The organism is Sphingobium sp. BYY-5 (assembly GCF_022758885.1).
Lineage (GTDB): Bacteria > Pseudomonadota > Alphaproteobacteria > Sphingomonadales > Sphingomonadaceae > Sphingobium.
In genome coordinates this window covers 734,789-750,255 of the sequence record NZ_JALEBH010000001.1, presented here as the reverse complement: position 1 = coordinate 750,255, position 15,467 = coordinate 734,789, and the positions used below count along the sequence as shown (strand labels likewise).

Here is a 15,467-nt window from a genome sequence, read left to right as displayed (position 1 = left end):
TCAGGCTGCGATCGGCTGCTTGGCGGTCGAGGCGTCGTGGATTTCGTCGATCGCTTCGCCCAGCGCGGCGTTGAACTCCTCGTCGCTCATCTGGTCGCGCAGATCGTTCAGTAGCGCGCGGCTGAAGCTGGCGATGATGCCGCGATTCCGGGCCAGTTCGACGCAGGCTTCGCTGCGGCTGAACCCGCCCGACAGCGCAACGACGCGCAGCACCTTGGGATGATCGACCAGCGGATCGAACAGGCCGGGCTTGGCCGGCAGCGACAGTTTCAGCATCACCTGCTCGCCTTCGGGCAAAGCGTCGAGATTCTTGAGAATTTCCTCAAGCAGGATCGCATCCGCTTCCGCGCGTTCGGGCGATTTGATGTTCACTTCCGGCTCGATGATCGGCATCAGGCCGGCAGCCAGAACCTGCTTGCCCACCTCGAACTGCTGGGCGACCACGGCGGCGATGCCGTCGCGATTGGCAAGGTTGACGACCGAACGCTCCTTGGTGCCGAACACGCCCAGCCCCCGCGCACGGGCGAGCAGCGCGTCGAGACCCGGATTGGGCTTCATCAATTGAACGCCATCGGCTTCGTCCTCAAGCCCCTTGTCGATCTTGATGAAGGGCACCACGCCCCGTTCGATCAGCGCGGCCGGGGTCAGCTTGCCATCGACAACGCCATCCATGGTGCGTTCGAACAGGATCGCGCCCAGCACCTTGTCACCGGTGAAGACGGGCGCGGTGATGATGCGGCTGCGCATCGCATGGATCAGGCCATACATTTCCTCTTCGGTGGACCAGGCGCCCTCGTCCACGCCATAGCCCTTGAGCGCCTTCGGCGTCGAACCACCGCTCTGATCGAGCGCGGCGATGAAGCCGTTCCCGTCGGCGATCTTCTGTTTCATGGTCTGATCCAGCATCTGCACATACCTTCCCTTGGACGCGCCACCCCTCCGGCAGCGCGAAATAGACTGAGTGGCCGGCGCTCCAATCGCCTGCCCGCCGGGTGCGGCGTCGGCGTCATGATCGCCGATCTTCGGGCTGTTAGCCAGTCCCATGCCGCACCGCAAGAAGCGCACCCCGCAAAGTCCGGCGGAAATGCGCCATTATCGCTGACATGGCGGCGAGTTGCTGCTATCCCGCGACAAGGGGAAGCAATGGGGGGCTGCATGGTGATGTTGCGGGGGTGGCTGGGCATGGCGGCGGTCGTGCTGATGGCTTTTTCTTCGGCCCAGGCGGCGGAAAAGCCAGTCGTCGGCGCTGCCGCGCCCGCGTTCGAACTGACGCTGGTCGACGGCGGCAAGGTCTCGCTCGCCGACCTCAAGGGGCAGGTGGTGGTGCTCAATTTCTGGGCGACCTGGTGCGTGCCCTGCCGCAAGGAACTGCCGACGCTCGACACTTATTATGCGATGCAGCAAAAACATGGACTGAAAGTCTTCGCCATCACGACCGAAGGGTCCGTGCCGATCGCGCAGTTGAGGAAACTGTTCGCGGCGATGGCGATACCTTCGGCGCGACGCATCAAGGGGCCTTATGGGCCATTGACGGGTGTACCGACCAATTTCGTCATCGATCGCGCGGGCAAGCTGCGCTACGCGAAGGCTGGCGCGTTCGATCTCGATGCCCTGAATGCGCTGCTCGTGCCGCTGCTCAATGAACCAGCGCCGTAGCGGCCTGCACCTGATAGTTTGCACGAAATAGGTTGAAAGGTAGCATTTTGCGACCCATGAGGCGCGCATGACTGCCACCCCTCTCCCTTCCGACCGCACCGACCTCTCCCGTGGCGCCCTCCTGCTGATGGCTGTGGCCTGCGGCGTGATGGTCGCTAATCTCTATTATGCGCAAACGCTGATCGACGTGATTGGCCCCGAAATCGGCATGTCGGCGGGCGTCGCGGGACTGATAACCACGTTGACGCAGCTCGGCTACGGCATCGGCCTCTTCCTGGTGGTGCCGATGGCCGATCTGTTCGAAAATCGCCGCATCATCCTGATATCCTTCTCCGTGACCACCCTGGGCTGCATCGCCATCGCCACGTCTAACGGCCCCACCACCTTTCTGGTGGCATCGATCCTGACCGGCGTCGCCGCCACCGGCGCGCAGGTTCTGATCCCCCTCGCCTCGCACCTCGCAGCCCCGGAAAAACAAGGGCGCGTCGTCGGCACCGTGATGAGCGGCCTGCTCTTCGGCATCATGCTGTCGCGCCCGATCGCGAACTTCCTGGCCGGATCGGTCGGCTGGCGCGCCACCTTCATCCTGTCGGCTGTCGCCATGGCGATCGTCGCGGTGGCGCTGCTGATCGCCTGCCCCCGGCGCCGGCCCAAGGGCGGGATGCATTATGGCGAAGTGCTGACTTCCACCTTCTCCCAATTGGTGAAGCATCGGGTGGTGCGGATGCGCGCCTTCTACCAGGCGTCGATGTTCGCCGCGTTCAACCTCTTCTGGACCGCAGCGCCGCTCGCGCTGATCCATGAGTTTCACCTGGGCCATGCCGGGATCGGCGCCTTCGCCCTGGCGGGAGCCGGCGGCGCACTGGTGGCGCCAGTCGCGGGCTGGATGGCCGACCGCCGCCTGACTCGACCGGCTTCGCTGATCGGGCTGGCGGGGCTGACGGTCTGCTTCCTGCTTGCCGATTGGACCGTGGCGGCGGGCAGCCTGATCGGCTTCACCATCATGGCGGTGCTGATCGACGGCGCGGTGCAGATGAGCCAGATTACCGGGCAGAAGCTGATCTTCTCGCTCGATCCCCATGCACGCGGTCGCATCAACGCCGCCTATGTGACGGTGATGTTCCTGGTGGGTGCGATGGGATCGGTGATCGGGTCGGCCACCTATGAAGCCGGCGGCTGGTCGGCGAGCGCACTTGCAGGCGCGACGATCGGCGGCGTCGCCACCCTGGTCTTCTTGCTGTTCGACCGGGGCGCCAGCACACCGCGCTGACGCCCCTAATCGATAATGAGGTCAGCCGATCAGCGCCTTCACGCCCGGCAGTTCCTTGCCTTCCATCCATTCGAGGAAGGCGCCACCGGCGGTCGAGACGAAAGTGAAATCCGCCGCCACACCCGCATGGTTGAGCGCCGCTACGGTATCGCCGCCGCCCGCGACCGAGGTGAGCTGACCTTCCTTGGTCAGGGCCGCGGCGGTCTTGGCCAGCGCCACGGTCGCCGTGTCGAAGGGCACGATCTCGAACGCGCCGAGCGGGCCGTTCCATACCAGGGTGCGGCAATTTTTGAGCACATCGCCCAGCGCCTCGACAGCGGCGGGGCCGACATCGAGGATCATCTCATCCTCGGCCACTTCATGCACGTTGCAGGTGCGGACCGACGGCGGATTGGCGGCAAATTCCTTCGCCACCACCACGTCATAGGGCAGGTGAATGGTGCAACCGGCCGCTTCCGCCTTGTCGAAGATCGCCTCGGCCGTGTCGGCCAAATCCTTCTCGCACAGCGACTTGCCGACATCGACACCGCGCGCGTGGAGGAAGGTATTGGCCATGCCGCCGCCGATGATGAGATGATCGACCTGGGCGACCAGATTGTTGAGCACGTCGAGCTTGGTCGAGACCTTGGCCCCGCCCACGACCGCCGCAACGGGCTTCACCGGCTCGCCCAATGCGGCCTGAAGCGCGTCCAGTTCCTTTTCCATCGACCGGCCGGCGAAGGAAGGCAGCTTGTGCGCCAATCCCTCGGTCGAGGCATGGGCGCGATGCGCGGCCGAAAAGGCGTCATTCACATAAAGATCGCCGATCGCGGCGATGGCGTCCACCAGCGCAGGGTCGTTCTTTTCCTCACCGGCGTGAAAGCGGGTATTTTCCAGGATCGCGATGTCGCCGGGGCGCATCACCGCAATACCGTCAACGGCGGCCTCGCCCTGGCAGTCGGGGATGAACTGCACTTCGCGGCCCAGCACCTGGGTCAGTGGACGGGTGATCTTCGACAGCGAAAATTCCGGGTTCTTCTGCCCCTTGGGACGGCCGAAATGCGCGAGAATCAGCACCTTGGCGCCGCGATCGGCCAGTTCCAGCACGGTCGGCATCGCCGCGCGCAGGCGGGTGTCGTCACTGACCGACCCATCCTGCATCGGCACGTTGAGGTCTTCGCGCACCAGCACGGCCTTGCCGTGGATGTCGCCCATGTCGTCGAGCGTCTTGAACGGCTTGGTCATGTTTTTCCCCTGATCCCAATTGCCGTTCGGGCTGAACGAAGTCGAAGCCCTTCCACTGACCCCGGACTGGATCCGGGGGAAGTGGCTTCGCTCCGCTCAGCCGTGCCCTTCGACAAGCTCAGGGCGAACGGAGGTTAAATATATGCTTACAGGAACTTCGCCACGACACCCGTGGTGTCGATCATGCGGTTGGAGAAGCCCCATTCATTGTCGTACCAGCTCAGCACGCGAACCAGCTTGCCTTCGATGACGGCCGTTTCCAGGCTGTCGACGATCGAGCTGCGCGCGTCGCCATTATAGTCGATCGACACCAAAGGTTCGTCCGAATAACCCAGCACGCCCTTGAGCGGGCCGGATTCCGACGCGGCCTTGAGCAGGTTGTTGACTTCCTCGACGGTCGTATCGCGGCTGGGGATGAACTTCAGGTCGACGACCGAGACGTTCGGCGTCGGCACGCGCACCGACGACCCGTCCAGCTTGCCCTTCAACTCAGGCAGAACCTCACCCACGGCGCGAGCGGCACCGGTGGTGGTCGGGATCACCGACAGAGCCGCGGCGCGAGCGCGACGCATGTCCTTGTGCAACTGGTCCAGCGTGTTCTGGTCGTTGGTATAGCTGTGGATCGTGGTCATGAAGCCACGCTCGATGCCGATCGCATCATGCAACACCTTCGCGAGCGGGGCGAGGCAGTTGGTGGTGCAGCTAGCGTTCGAGATCACGATATCGTCGGCGGTCAGCGCGTCATGATTGACGCCGAACACGATGGTCTTGTCGACATTGGTGCCAGGCGCGGAGATGACGACGCGCTTGGCGCCGGCAGTCAGATGAGCACCAGCCTTGTCCTTGGTGGTGAAAATGCCGGTGCATTCCAGGGCGATGTCAACGCCCAGTTCCTTGTGCGGCAGGTTTGCGGGATCGCGCTCCGCCGTCACCTTGATGCGCTTGCCATCGATGACCAGGAAATCGCCGTCGACGCTGACGTCGCCCGCCCAGCTTCCGTGAACCGAATCGCGCTTGAACAGCAGTGCATTGGACTGGGCATCGCCCAGATCGTTGATGCTGACCAGTTCCAGGTCATGGTCGGTGCGCGACAGGATGGCGCGCGCCACCAGGCGGCCGATGCGTCCGAAACCGTTAATTGCTACCTTCGTTGCCACAGCACTAGCCTCCTGGTGTTTTGTTGGTCGGTTAGGAATTGAGGGCGGCCGCAACCTGCGGCGCGATCTTGGCGGCGGTCAGGCCGAAATAGTCGTAGAGCGCTTCCGCCGGAGCCGACGCGCCGAAGCCGTCGATGCCGAAACGCAGCCCGTCGAGGCCGGTATAGCGTTCCCAGCCGAAGGTCGTGCCCGCCTCGATCGAGACGCGCAGCACATCGGCGGGCAGGATGTCGGCCTTGTAGGCGGCATCCTGCGCATCGAAATGCGCGAAGCTGGGCATGGAGACGACATCGGCGCCGATGCCCTGTTCTTCCAGAGCTTTGGCGGTGGCGACGGCGATCTCGACTTCCGAACCGGTGGCGATCAGCACGACCTTGCGCGCGGCGGTCGCAGCGACCAGGCGATAAGCGCCCTTGGACGACAGATTTTCGCTCTTTTCGGTGCGCAACTGCGGCAGGTTCTGACGGGTCAGCGCCAGCACCGACGGGCCGGTCGCATCCTTGAGCGCCAGTTCCCAACATTCCGCCGTCTCGACAATGTCGGCCGGGCGATAGACGTCCAGGTTCGGGATCATCCGCATCGACATGACATGCTCGATCGGCTGGTGGGTCGGGCCGTCTTCGCCCAGCCCGATGCTGTCATGGGTCAGCACGTGGATGACGCGCTGCTGCTGGAGCGCGGCCAGACGAATACCGCCGCGCATATAGTCGGAAAAGACCAGGAAGGTGCCGCCATAGGGAATGACGCCGCCATGCAGCGCCATGCCGTTCATCGCGCAGGCCATGCCGAACTCGCGAATGCCGTAATAGACATAGCGGCCGCTATAGTCGTCCCTGGTCAGCGGACCGGTCGACTTGGTCTTGGTGTTGTTGGAGCCGGTCAGGTCGGCCGAGCCGCCCAGCGTCTCGGGCAGCAGATCGTTGATCGCGCCCAGCGCCAGTTCGCTCGCCTTGCGGGTCGCGACCTTCTGCGGATTGGCGATCAGGCTGTCGATATAGGTTTCGAGCGAGAAATCGGTGGGCAGTTCGCCGGCCATGCGGCGCAAAAATTCTGCGCCCTTTTCGTTACTTGCAAGACGATCCTCCCAAGCAGAACGAACATCAGCGCCCTTGGCGCCGATCGTGCGCCAGGCGGCGGCAATGTCTTCGGGAATGACGAACGGCTCTGCGGTCCAGCCGAGGAACTCACGCGCGGCGGCGACTTCGGCTTCGCCCAGCGCGGAACCATGGACGCCCGACGTGCCCGCCTTGTTCGGCGCACCATAACCAATCTTGGTGGCGCAGGCGACCAGCGAGGGGCGCGGATCGGCGACGGCTTCCGCCAACGCACGGCGCACGTCAGCGACATCATGGCCGTCGCACGACACGACATGCCAGCCGGTCGCGGCATAGCGGGCACGAACATCCTCGCTGCTCGACAGGTCGACCGCGCCGTCGATGGTGATCTTGTTATCGTCCCACAGCACGATCAGGCGGCCCAGACTCAGGTGGCCCGCAAGACCAATCGCCTCATGGTTGATGCCTTCCATCAGGCAGCCGTCGCCCGCGATCACCCAGGTGCGGTGATCGACCAGATCGTCGCCAAATTGCGCGTTCAGGTGACGCTCTGCGATCGCCATGCCGACCGCCGTCGCCAGGCCCGAACCCAGCGGACCGGTGGTCGCTTCCACGCCCGCCAGCTCGAAATTCTCAGGATGGCCGGCGCAGGGGCTGTGCAACTGGCGGAAGTTGGCGATGTCCTCGATCGTCGGGCGCGCATAGCCGGTCAGGTGCAGCAGCGAGTAGATCAGCATCGACCCATGGCCCGCCGACAGCACGAAACGGTCGCGGTCGGCCCATTTGGGCTGGGTCGGATCGAATTTCAGATAATCGCCGAACAACACCGTCGCGACGTCCGCCATGCCCATCGGCATTCCCGGATGGCCGCTATTTGCAGCCTGCACGGCGTCCATGGAGAGCGCCCGGATGGCGTTGGCGAGCGACTTTTCGGAAACGGTCATTATGGGCGGGCGTCTTTCCTGAACAGGCGTAAGGACGGCCCGCGCACCTGCGGGCGAGTCGAGTTGGCGCCTCCTTTGTCGCGTCAAGCCCCATGCGTCAACCATCGCAGGGGGCAAAGCCGCGCCGAACCGCCCGATCCCGGCTTTCACGTGCGCCCGGCTTTCGCTATGGAGAGACATGGCTAGCGAGCGCATGAAGCTGGCGATCGGCGCGTTAGAGCGTGCGATCAATCAGCTCGAACAAGAAGTGGCCCACAATGTTGCGGCTCCACATACCGTCCCCTCCCCCGGCATCGACGTGCCCGCCGCCCATGCGGCGCTACGGTCGCTCGACGCACTGATCGAGGATATCAAGGGACGAACCCATGGCTGAAACGACACTGCACATTGCCGGACGCCATTATGACATAGGCTGCCGCGACGGGGACGAGCCGCATCTGGCCTATCTGGCGCGATTAATCGAGGAAAAGGCCCGACAGGCGCAACGGTCCACGCCCGGCATGACCGAAATCCGCACTCTGCTTTTCGCTGCCCTCTTCCTGGCCGACGAATTGAACGACTTGCGCAGCGAAACGACGGGCCGGCAAGAGCCGCTGCCGCTGGAAGAAGATGATGAAACAGCGGTCCGCGCGATCGAGGCGCTGACCGCCCGCATAGAAAAGCTGCGCGCCGGACTTGCCGCCACCGCTTCGGAGGCCTAGATTGGCGATGACGGGCACTGCGCGGCACGAGCTTTAGCGAACATCCCTGAGGCGATAATCACATCCAAGGGGGCTGTCCCTGGGCGGGTTCCGGCCCGATCTACATGGTCCCCACCTGACGTTGAGGCGTCAGAGGATCTTCCAGCAAACGACCGAGGCGGTCCCGTCACCCTCCTCCGCCGCCAGGCAAATCTTTCGATTACAGAGCGGTCATGCGCCTGCCTGTGCAAGAGCATGATGATGAATCAGGTAAGGCGCCTATGAGCGACGAACAGCCCGACAAGGTGACATTGCGCATGATCGCGCGGCAGCGGCGGCGTGATTTCGTCGCTACGCTCGATTCGCTCGCGCACCGGCTGGCGTTCAAGGCGATCCCCTCCCCCCTTGCCCGCCATATGACGCAGGCGCAGGTCGTGGCGCTCTATATGGGCCTGAACGACGAAGCGCCCGCGCAACGCCTGGCCGCGCAATTGCAGGCGATGGGCAAGGTCGTGGCACTGCCGCGCGTACTCGATCGGCTGGGCAGCATGGATTTTCTACGCTGGCAGCCGGAAGAGCCCCTCTTGCCCGGCCTGTTCCGCACCAGCCATCCCGATCCGGGCGACGGCCCCGTCACGCCCGACGTCATCATCGCGCCGCTGATCGGATTCGACCGCGCGATGAATCGTCTTGGCCAGGGTGGCGGTTATTATGATCGCGCCTTTGCCCGCTTCCCCGAAGCGCTGCGCGTGGGCCTGGCCTGGTCGGCGCAAGAGATCGACACGGTGCCTGCCGATCCCTGGGATCTGCCGCTGCACGCCATCCTGACCGAAGTCGAGTTGATCGAAGGGCCTGAGCTGTGAGCATCGATCCGCGCCACTATCACCAGCCGAGCTGGCGCAAACCGGTGGGGATGTTGACCATCATCGGCCTGATCCTGCTTTGGGCGGTGCTGGTCGCCAGCTTGTCCGGCTTGATCGGCACGCTGCCGGTCTGGGCGCAGACATTGGCCTATGTCGTGCTGGGCATCGTGTGGATCTGGATATTGCCGCTCAGGCGGTTGCTCGTCTGGATGGAGACGGGGCGCTGGCGGCGCGGATAGGCCGCAAGTCGATAGGCCGTGACAATCCCGCTGCGAATCGATATCAATCCGTTGAGATAACGTAACGGAGCGCCCGGCCATGTCCGGGCAATATCTGTTACCGGACGGAGTGTGACGCCATGATGATCGGCCCATCACCATTCCCTGCGCGCCCGGCACGGGCCTGCGCCGTCCCCGCTTTCCCCCTCTCGCATCGGGCGGCGCCACCCCGCACCGGACAAAGACTTCGTCGGTGGCATGGACTCACTGGCACAGGAGACGGTGATGGTAGCATTGGGAAAGAGGCTTTTCGCTGAAGCATTGGGGACATTCTGGCTGGTTTTCGGCGGCTGCGGCAGCGCCGTACTGGCCGCCGCCTTTCCGGACGTCGGCATCGGCCTGCTGGGTGTCAGCCTGGCCTTCGGCCTAACGGTACTGACCATGGCCTATTCGATCGGCCATATTTCAGGATGCCATCTGAACCCCGCGGTCACGATCGGCCTGTGGGCCGGAGGACGTTTCCCGGTGCGCGACATCGCACCCTATATCATCGCGCAACTGGTGGGTGCCGTACTGGCCGCCGCGCTGCTGCTGTATATCGCCAGCGGTCAGCCGGATTTCGCGCTGGCCGATAACGGGCTGGCGGTGAACGGCTATGGAGCATTGTCGCCCGGCGGCTATACGCTGGCATCGGGACTGGCGATCGAGCTGGTGCTGACCTTCGGTTTTCTCTCGGTCATTCTCGGCGCGACGGACAGCCGGGCGCCGGTCGGCTTTGCGCCGATCGCGATCGGCCTTGCCCTGACGCTGATCCACCTCATCAGCATTCCTGTGACCAACACGTCGGTCAATCCAGCGCGCAGCACGGGACCGGCGCTGCTGGTCGGCGGACTGGCGCTGCAACAGCTCTGGCTGTTCTGGATCGCACCGATCGTCGGCGCAGTGGCGGCAGGCGGCGTCTATCGCTGGCTGGCCACCGATCCGCTACCCCCAGCCGTGACCGGCGAAGAACTATAAGCATGGGAAATAGGGCTGGCGTCTCAAAACGACGCCGGCCCTGCCATGGCCTGTCGAACAGGCATGTATGAGAAATGGCGCGAGTGACGGGACTCGAACCCGCGACCTCCGGCGTGACAGGCCGGCGCTCTAACCAACTGAGCTACACCCGCGCGAAGCACGCGCCCTTCTTGTGGCCGAACGGCCATCGAAGATTGCGAATCTGAGAAAAATCACCTCCCGATCAAGGAAGGTGGCGCGAGTGACGGGGCTCGAACCCGCGACCTCCGGCGTGACAGGCCGGCACTCTAACCAACTGAGCTACACCCGCGCAGGGTGACATCCATTCGCAGCTTCACAGCCGCCAGACGATGCGGATCTTTTACACCTTCCACCCTCCGGTCAAGGAAAGTGGCGCGAGTGACGGGGCTCGAACCCGCGACCTCCGGCGTGACAGGCCGGCACTCTAACCAACTGAGCTACACCCGCGTTTGGTGTGGATGCGCCGTCTATGAGCGTCCGCCGATGCTGTCAACCGTCCGCAACATCAGTTTCATCTTTCTCGTGATTTTCTTTGCGGCGCGAGACGGTGAGCGTGCCCTGTTCGAACAGGAAACCGGCGATATCCGGCGTTCCCGCCGCCGACACCACCGTCTGGATGATGATGAGCAAGGGCACCGCCAACAGCGCGCCCGGCGTGCCCCACACCCATCCCCAGAAAGTCAGCGAAACGAGAATCAGCAACGGGTTCATCGTCAGCCGCCGGCCGAGCAACAACGGCGTGATGACATTGGCCTCCACCAGATGGAAGCCGACCTGTAGCGCGGCGGGGAGCAGCGCCACCCAGACATCATCGAACACCATGAGGCCACCCAGCCCCAGCAGCACGGCGGCCAGCATCGGCCCGAAATAGGGCACGAAGTTCAGCAACGCGACGATACCGCCCCACATCAGCGGCGACGGCATACCGATCACCCAGAGCGCAACGGCGACCGCCAGCCCCAGGCACAGATTGATGGTGGCGATGGTGATGACATAGGCGGATGTCGCGTCGACCACATTCTGGATCACGCGCGCCACCGCCATCGCGCCGTCGAAGCTACCCCGGCTGTTGATCGTCCGGCGACGCAGCTTCGTCCAGCCGGCCAGGAAGAAATAGATGATGAGCAGCGCGAATACCATCTGGATGATCGCGGAGGGCGCCGAAGTTGCGGCAAATTGCAGCAGCGATCGGGGCGCTTCCACCGCCGCCGTCTGCGCCGCCGCCACCGGCCCGGTCGCCAGCATCTGAACGGTTTCGTCCACGAAACGCTGAAGATTGGCATAGAAATCGATCAGCGGAGCAAGGTTCGCCTGAATCTGCGGCAGGCGCTGAGGCAGGATGCGAAACCAGTCGGTCGCCGGCACGACGATCAGCACCAATGCGGTATTGGCAACGAGCAGGAAGCCCACGACAGCGATCAGCGCCGCCAGTCCCGAAGGCAAGCCGCGCCGTTCCATCCATTCGAGCAGTGGCACCAGAGCGATCGCGATCACCAGCGCGGCGGTCAGCGGCAGGAAAAATTCCGCCCCGGCCCGCAACGCAAAGGGCAACGCCAGGATCAACCCGATCCCCGACGTCAACGCGATCGATGCGAGCAGACGGTCGCGCCGCCGATTGATTTCCTGCTGTTCCGCCGGTGTCACGCCTGATTCTCTCGCCCGCCCAATCGCCTTCGATGTGCGCCGGGCGATGATCCGCGTCAATTTCCAAAGCAGCGTCCTATCGATCGGCGGCGGCAGGACGCGATAAGTTCGCTTGAGGCTCGCACCAAGCTATTCTACGGCGGAGGTTCGAGTGGAGACCTATTTAATGCCCAAAGACGCCGAACGCGCCTATCTCGCCAATCTAGGGGAAGGGGGAGCGACGCATTCGCTCACCAAGCCCTTTTCCGATCCGTCATGCGGCATTCAGCTCATCTCCATCGGCTTCATCATGAGCCTGCTGCCGCCCCCGCCCGCGCGCATCCTGGACCTGGGATGCGGCGGTGGCTGGACCAGCGTCTTCTATGCCCGCCATGGCTATGAGGTGGTCGGGCAAGACATCGCGCCGGACATGGTGGCGCTGGCGCAGGACAATGCGCGGCTGAACGATATGGAACATCGCACCCATTTTCTGTGCAGCGATTACGAGCATCTCGACCTTGACGGCCAGTTCGACGCAGCGATCTTCTTCGACTCCCTGCACCATGCGGAGGATGAAGCGTTGGCGATCCGTTCGGCCTGGCGCGCGCTGAAGCCCGGCGGCCTGCTCATCACCCACGAGCCGGGCGAAGGGCACAGCACGGCCCCCGGATCGATCGAGGCGATGGAGAAATACGGCGTCAACGAACGCGACATGCCCCCGCACCTCATCATCGCGCGGGGGAAGGAAGCGGGCTTTACCGGTTTTCGGGTGCTGCCCATTTCGCACCAGCTCCACGATACATTCTATCTGCCGCGCACATATCCGAAACGCTGGCTGAGCAAGCGGCGCTGGCGCATGACCAAAAGGGTGCTGCGCCTCCTGTTCAATCCTGACCTGCGGGAAAGCGCCATCGTCGTAATGACGAAATAGCCCGACCATTACAGGGGCGGTTCTTTTTTTTCACCTCACTGGCTATTTGCCGCGCTTACCGCGATGATGGCGTCATGGCTGGCGCAATCAATCCCAATAGTTTCAGTGACTCCCTCGTCATTCTTGGCGCGGCGGGTCTGGTTATTCCCGGCTTTGCCCGTTTCCGCATCAGCCCGGTAATCGGGTTCATCCTGGTCGGCCTGGCGGTGGGTCCGGCCGGACTTGGCGCGCTAGTCGGTGAATATCCGTGGCTCTATCATGTCACCATATCGAACGGGGAAGCGATCGAGCCATTTGCCGAACTGGGCGTCATCCTGCTGCTCTTCTCGATCGGTCTGGAACTGAGCTTCCGGCGATTATGGTCGATGCGGACGCAGGTCTTCGGCGTCGGTGCGACCGAATTGATCGGCAGCGGACTGCTGATCGCAGCCGGCCTCTATCTGCTGGGGCAGCCCGGCGCCGGCGCGATCGGTCTGGGACTGGCGCTGGCCCTGTCGTCCACCGCCGTCGTGCTGCCGATGGTCGGCACCCAGAGCGCGGTTGGGCGCGCCGCCTTCTCGATGCTGCTGTTCGAGGATCTTGCGCTCGTCCCCATCATCTTCATGCTCGGCGCGCTCGCGCCATCGGTCGCGGCCAGCCCGGACGGCGCCTGGAGCGAGATGATAAATACTCTGCTCCGGGGTGGGATCACCATCGCGATCATGCTGGTGCTGGGCCGCCTGTTCCTGCCGCATGTCTTCCGTCAGGCAGCGCGGACCAAAAGCCCCGAAGTCTTCTTGGCCGCCAGCCTGCTGGTCGTGATCGTGTCCAGCATGGTGACGTCGATCGCCGGCCTGTCTCCGATCGTGGGGGCGCTGCTCGCCGGAATCCTGATTGCCGAAACCGACTATCATGGCGAGGTCGAGGTGATGACCGCGCCGTTCAAGGGGCTGGCGCTGGGCGTCTTCCTGATTACCGTCGGCATGAGCCTCGACATCCGGGTCATCCTGGCCAACTGGCAGAGCCTGCTGCTCGCCGTCGTCGGCGTGGTGCTGGCCAAGACGCTGGTGACTGGCGCGCTGCTCTACTTCTCCGGCGCGCGCAAGGGCGTGGCGCTGGAAGTCGGCGTGCTGATGTCCAGCCCTTCCGAAACCACGCTGATCGTGCTGTCGGCGGCAGCGGCGGCCAAGCTGATTCTGCCCTCGACCGCCGCTTTCTGGCAGATCGTGACCGCTATCGGCCTGACCATTACGCCGCTGCTGGCGCGGCTGGGCCACGACATCGCCCGCCGGCTGGAAATGGCGCTGGGCGAGGAGCCGGTGGAAGCCGGGCAGGAGCACACAGAGGCGGCAGCAGTCGTCATCGGCTTCGGGCGTGTCGGGCGCATGGTGTGCGACCTGCTGCGCACCCATAATCAGCGCTTCATCGTGGTCGAATCCGACCCCGATGTGGTCGCGGAGGCGCGGCGGCTGGGCTATCCGATCCTGTTCGGCGACGTCGCGCGCGCAGAAATGCTCGACCGATTGCGGCTGGGCCATGCCCGTGCGCTGATCCTGACGATGGACGACCCGGTGCTGTCCGTGCGCGTGACCAAGCGGGTGCGCGGCTGGGTGCCTGATCTGCCCATCATCGCCCGCGCCCGCGACACCGACCATGCGGCGCAACTCTACAAGGCCGGCGCCAGCGACGCCGTGCCGGAAACACTGGAAAGCTCGCTGCAACTGGCGGAAACGGCGCTAGTGGACCTGGGCGTCGCCATGGGACCGGTGATCGCTTCCATCCACCAGATGCGCGAGGATCTTAGGGTCGGGATCAAGGACGCGGCGCAACTCCAGACCGCGCCCAAGCTGCGCCGCCTTCGGGCCGACGAGATAGGTTAATCCCCTTCCGGCGGCGGACTGAACACCGACCAGCCCGTGCGGCGCGCCAACTCCTCCAGCGCCAGTGTGCCCAACTGGCTGTTTCCACTGGCATTAAGACCTGGCGACCAGACCGCGATAGAGGCCCGGCCCGGCACGATCGCCAATATGCCGCCGCCAACGCCTGATTTGCCCGGTATGCCGACGCGAAAGGCGAAGTCGCCCGATGCGTCATAATGACCGCAGGTGAGCATCAGCGCGTTGATACGCCGCGCGCGACGGGGCGACACCACCCTGCCCCCACCCGGATGCCGCCCGTCCAGCATCAGATAGCGCCCAGCGAGCGCCAATTGCTGACAACTCATCTCGATCGCGCATTGATGAAAGTAGGTGCCCAACACCAGATCGGCCGGGTGGCGCACATTGTCGAAGGCGCGCATATAGTTGGCGAGCGCCATGTTGCGGAAACCGGTAGCGGTTTCCGATGCGGCCACGGCTTCATTGATGGCGATACCATCATCCCCGGCGAGATAGCGGACGAAGCGCAGCATCTCCCCGATCGCGACGCGCGGCTGATGCCCGCCCAGATTGACGTCGGCGACGACGATCGCACCAGCATTGATGAAGGGATTGCGCGGGATGCCATGCTCCTGTTCGAGCTGGACGATCGAATTGAAGGCATTGCCCGAAGGCTCCCGTCCCACCCTGTCCCACAACTGGTCGCCGACCTTGCCCAGGGCCAGGGTGAGCGCAAAAACCTTCGATATCGACTGGATCGAGAAGCCGGCGTCAGCATCTCCGCCCGTGAAGATGCGGCCGTCTGCTGTGGCGATCGCAATGCCGAACTGGGATGGGTCGACCTTCGCCAGTTCGGGAATATAGCTGGCGACGGTGCCGCGTTCCTCGGCCTCGCGCATGGCGGCGGTGATATCGGCAACGATCCCATCCAAATCTGACGTCATGACCGCTT

At 64.0% G+C, this 15,467-nt stretch carries 15 protein-coding genes and 3 tRNA genes; 9 read left to right on the top strand and 9 right to left on the bottom strand.

From position 1 onward, the window contains the following. Complete coding sequence (locus tag MOK15_RS03680; RefSeq protein ID WP_242930368.1) at nt 1-906, bottom strand: fructose bisphosphate aldolase; 906 nt, start codon at nt 904-906, stop codon at nt 1-3. A 249-nt stretch (nt 907-1,155) separates the two neighbouring features. Between MOK15_RS03680 and MOK15_RS03675 the strand changes: the two genes are divergently transcribed. Next, nucleotides 1,156-1,656 carry a TlpA disulfide reductase family protein gene (locus MOK15_RS03675; RefSeq protein ID WP_242930367.1) on the top strand — a complete coding sequence of 167 codons (501 nt, stop codon included), beginning with the start codon at nt 1,156-1,158 and terminating at the stop codon, nt 1,654-1,656. Between the two features lie 67 nt (nt 1,657-1,723). After that, on the top strand, nt 1,724-2,926 hold the full coding sequence (locus MOK15_RS03670) for an MFS transporter (protein ID WP_242930366.1): 1,203 nt from the start codon (nt 1,724-1,726) through the stop codon (nt 2,924-2,926). A gap of 21 nt (nt 2,927-2,947) precedes the next feature. Here the strand turns inward: MOK15_RS03670 and MOK15_RS03665 are convergent, their stop codons facing one another. The 3 genes from MOK15_RS03665 to tkt form a co-directional block, all read right to left on the bottom strand. Further along, a complete protein-coding gene (locus MOK15_RS03665; RefSeq protein ID WP_242930365.1) occupies nt 2,948-4,150 on the bottom strand; it encodes a phosphoglycerate kinase in 1,203 nt (400 codons plus the stop codon). A gap of 146 nt (nt 4,151-4,296) precedes the next feature. Next, nucleotides 4,297-5,307 (bottom strand): type I glyceraldehyde-3-phosphate dehydrogenase, encoded by a 1,011-nt coding sequence (gap, locus tag MOK15_RS03660; RefSeq protein WP_242930364.1) that lies wholly within the window; start codon nt 5,305-5,307, stop codon nt 4,297-4,299. Nucleotides 5,308-5,338: 31 nt separating this feature from the next. Then, a complete protein-coding gene (gene tkt / locus MOK15_RS03655; RefSeq protein WP_242930363.1) occupies nt 5,339-7,306 on the bottom strand; it encodes a transketolase in 1,968 nt (655 codons plus the stop codon). A gap of 178 nt (nt 7,307-7,484) precedes the next feature. Between tkt and MOK15_RS03650 the strand changes: the two genes are divergently transcribed. The 5 genes from MOK15_RS03650 to aqpZ all read left to right on the top strand — a co-directional run bounded on the left by MOK15_RS03650 (nt 7,485) and on the right by aqpZ (nt 10,084). After that, the gene (locus MOK15_RS03650; RefSeq protein ID WP_242930362.1) at nt 7,485-7,679 is read left to right on the top strand and encodes a hypothetical protein; all 195 of its coding nucleotides are present in this window, start codon (nt 7,485-7,487) and stop codon (nt 7,677-7,679) included. Beyond that, entirely contained in the window at nt 7,672-8,007 is a 336-nt protein-coding gene (locus tag MOK15_RS03645) for a cell division protein ZapA (RefSeq protein ID WP_242930361.1), read from the top strand. Before MOK15_RS03650 ends, MOK15_RS03645 begins: the two co-directional genes overlap by 8 nt. Before the next feature lie 260 nt (nt 8,008-8,267). Continuing rightward, nucleotides 8,268-8,849: a 5-formyltetrahydrofolate cyclo-ligase gene (locus tag MOK15_RS03640; protein ID WP_242930360.1), complete on the top strand. Its 582-nt coding sequence runs from the start codon at nt 8,268-8,270 to the stop codon at nt 8,847-8,849. Next, nucleotides 8,846-9,088, top strand: a complete 243-nt coding sequence (locus MOK15_RS03635; RefSeq protein ID WP_242930359.1) for a DUF2842 domain-containing protein — start codon at nt 8,846-8,848, stop codon at nt 9,086-9,088. Before MOK15_RS03640 ends, MOK15_RS03635 begins: the two co-directional genes overlap by 4 nt. 264 nt (nt 9,089-9,352) lie before the next feature. After that, nucleotides 9,353-10,084, top strand: a complete 732-nt coding sequence (gene aqpZ / locus MOK15_RS03630; protein ID WP_242930358.1) for an aquaporin Z — start codon at nt 9,353-9,355, stop codon at nt 10,082-10,084. 75 nt (nt 10,085-10,159) lie between these two features. On the opposite strand, the gene MOK15_RS03625 is transcribed toward aqpZ, so the two are convergent. The 4 genes from MOK15_RS03625 to MOK15_RS03610 all read right to left on the bottom strand — a co-directional run bounded on the left by MOK15_RS03625 (nt 10,160) and on the right by MOK15_RS03610 (nt 11,749). Then, nucleotides 10,160-10,236, bottom strand: a tRNA-Asp gene (locus MOK15_RS03625). Nucleotides 10,237-10,317: 81 nt separating this feature from the next. Continuing rightward, nucleotides 10,318-10,394: transfer RNA gene (locus MOK15_RS03620), tRNA-Asp, on the bottom strand. A gap of 81 nt (nt 10,395-10,475) precedes the next feature. Then, nucleotides 10,476-10,552 (bottom strand) — tRNA-Asp (locus MOK15_RS03615). A gap of 42 nt (nt 10,553-10,594) precedes the next feature. Then, nucleotides 10,595-11,749, bottom strand: coding sequence for an AI-2E family transporter (locus MOK15_RS03610; RefSeq protein WP_242932616.1), 1,155 nt, complete (start codon nt 11,747-11,749; stop codon nt 10,595-10,597). Nucleotides 11,750-11,915: 166 nt separating this feature from the next. Between MOK15_RS03610 and MOK15_RS03605 the strand changes: the two genes are divergently transcribed. Then, complete coding sequence (locus MOK15_RS03605; RefSeq protein ID WP_242930357.1) at nt 11,916-12,659, top strand: class I SAM-dependent methyltransferase; 744 nt, start codon at nt 11,916-11,918, stop codon at nt 12,657-12,659. Between the two features lie 74 nt (nt 12,660-12,733). Next, on the top strand, nt 12,734-14,518 hold the full coding sequence (locus MOK15_RS03600) for a cation:proton antiporter (protein WP_242930356.1): 1,785 nt from the start codon (nt 12,734-12,736) through the stop codon (nt 14,516-14,518). On the opposite strand, the gene MOK15_RS03595 is transcribed toward MOK15_RS03600, so the two are convergent. Then, a complete protein-coding gene (locus tag MOK15_RS03595; protein WP_242930355.1) occupies nt 14,515-15,459 on the bottom strand; it encodes a glutaminase in 945 nt (314 codons plus the stop codon). The genes MOK15_RS03600 and MOK15_RS03595 overlap by 4 nt on opposite strands. Nucleotides 15,460-15,467: the final 8 nt, after the last annotated feature.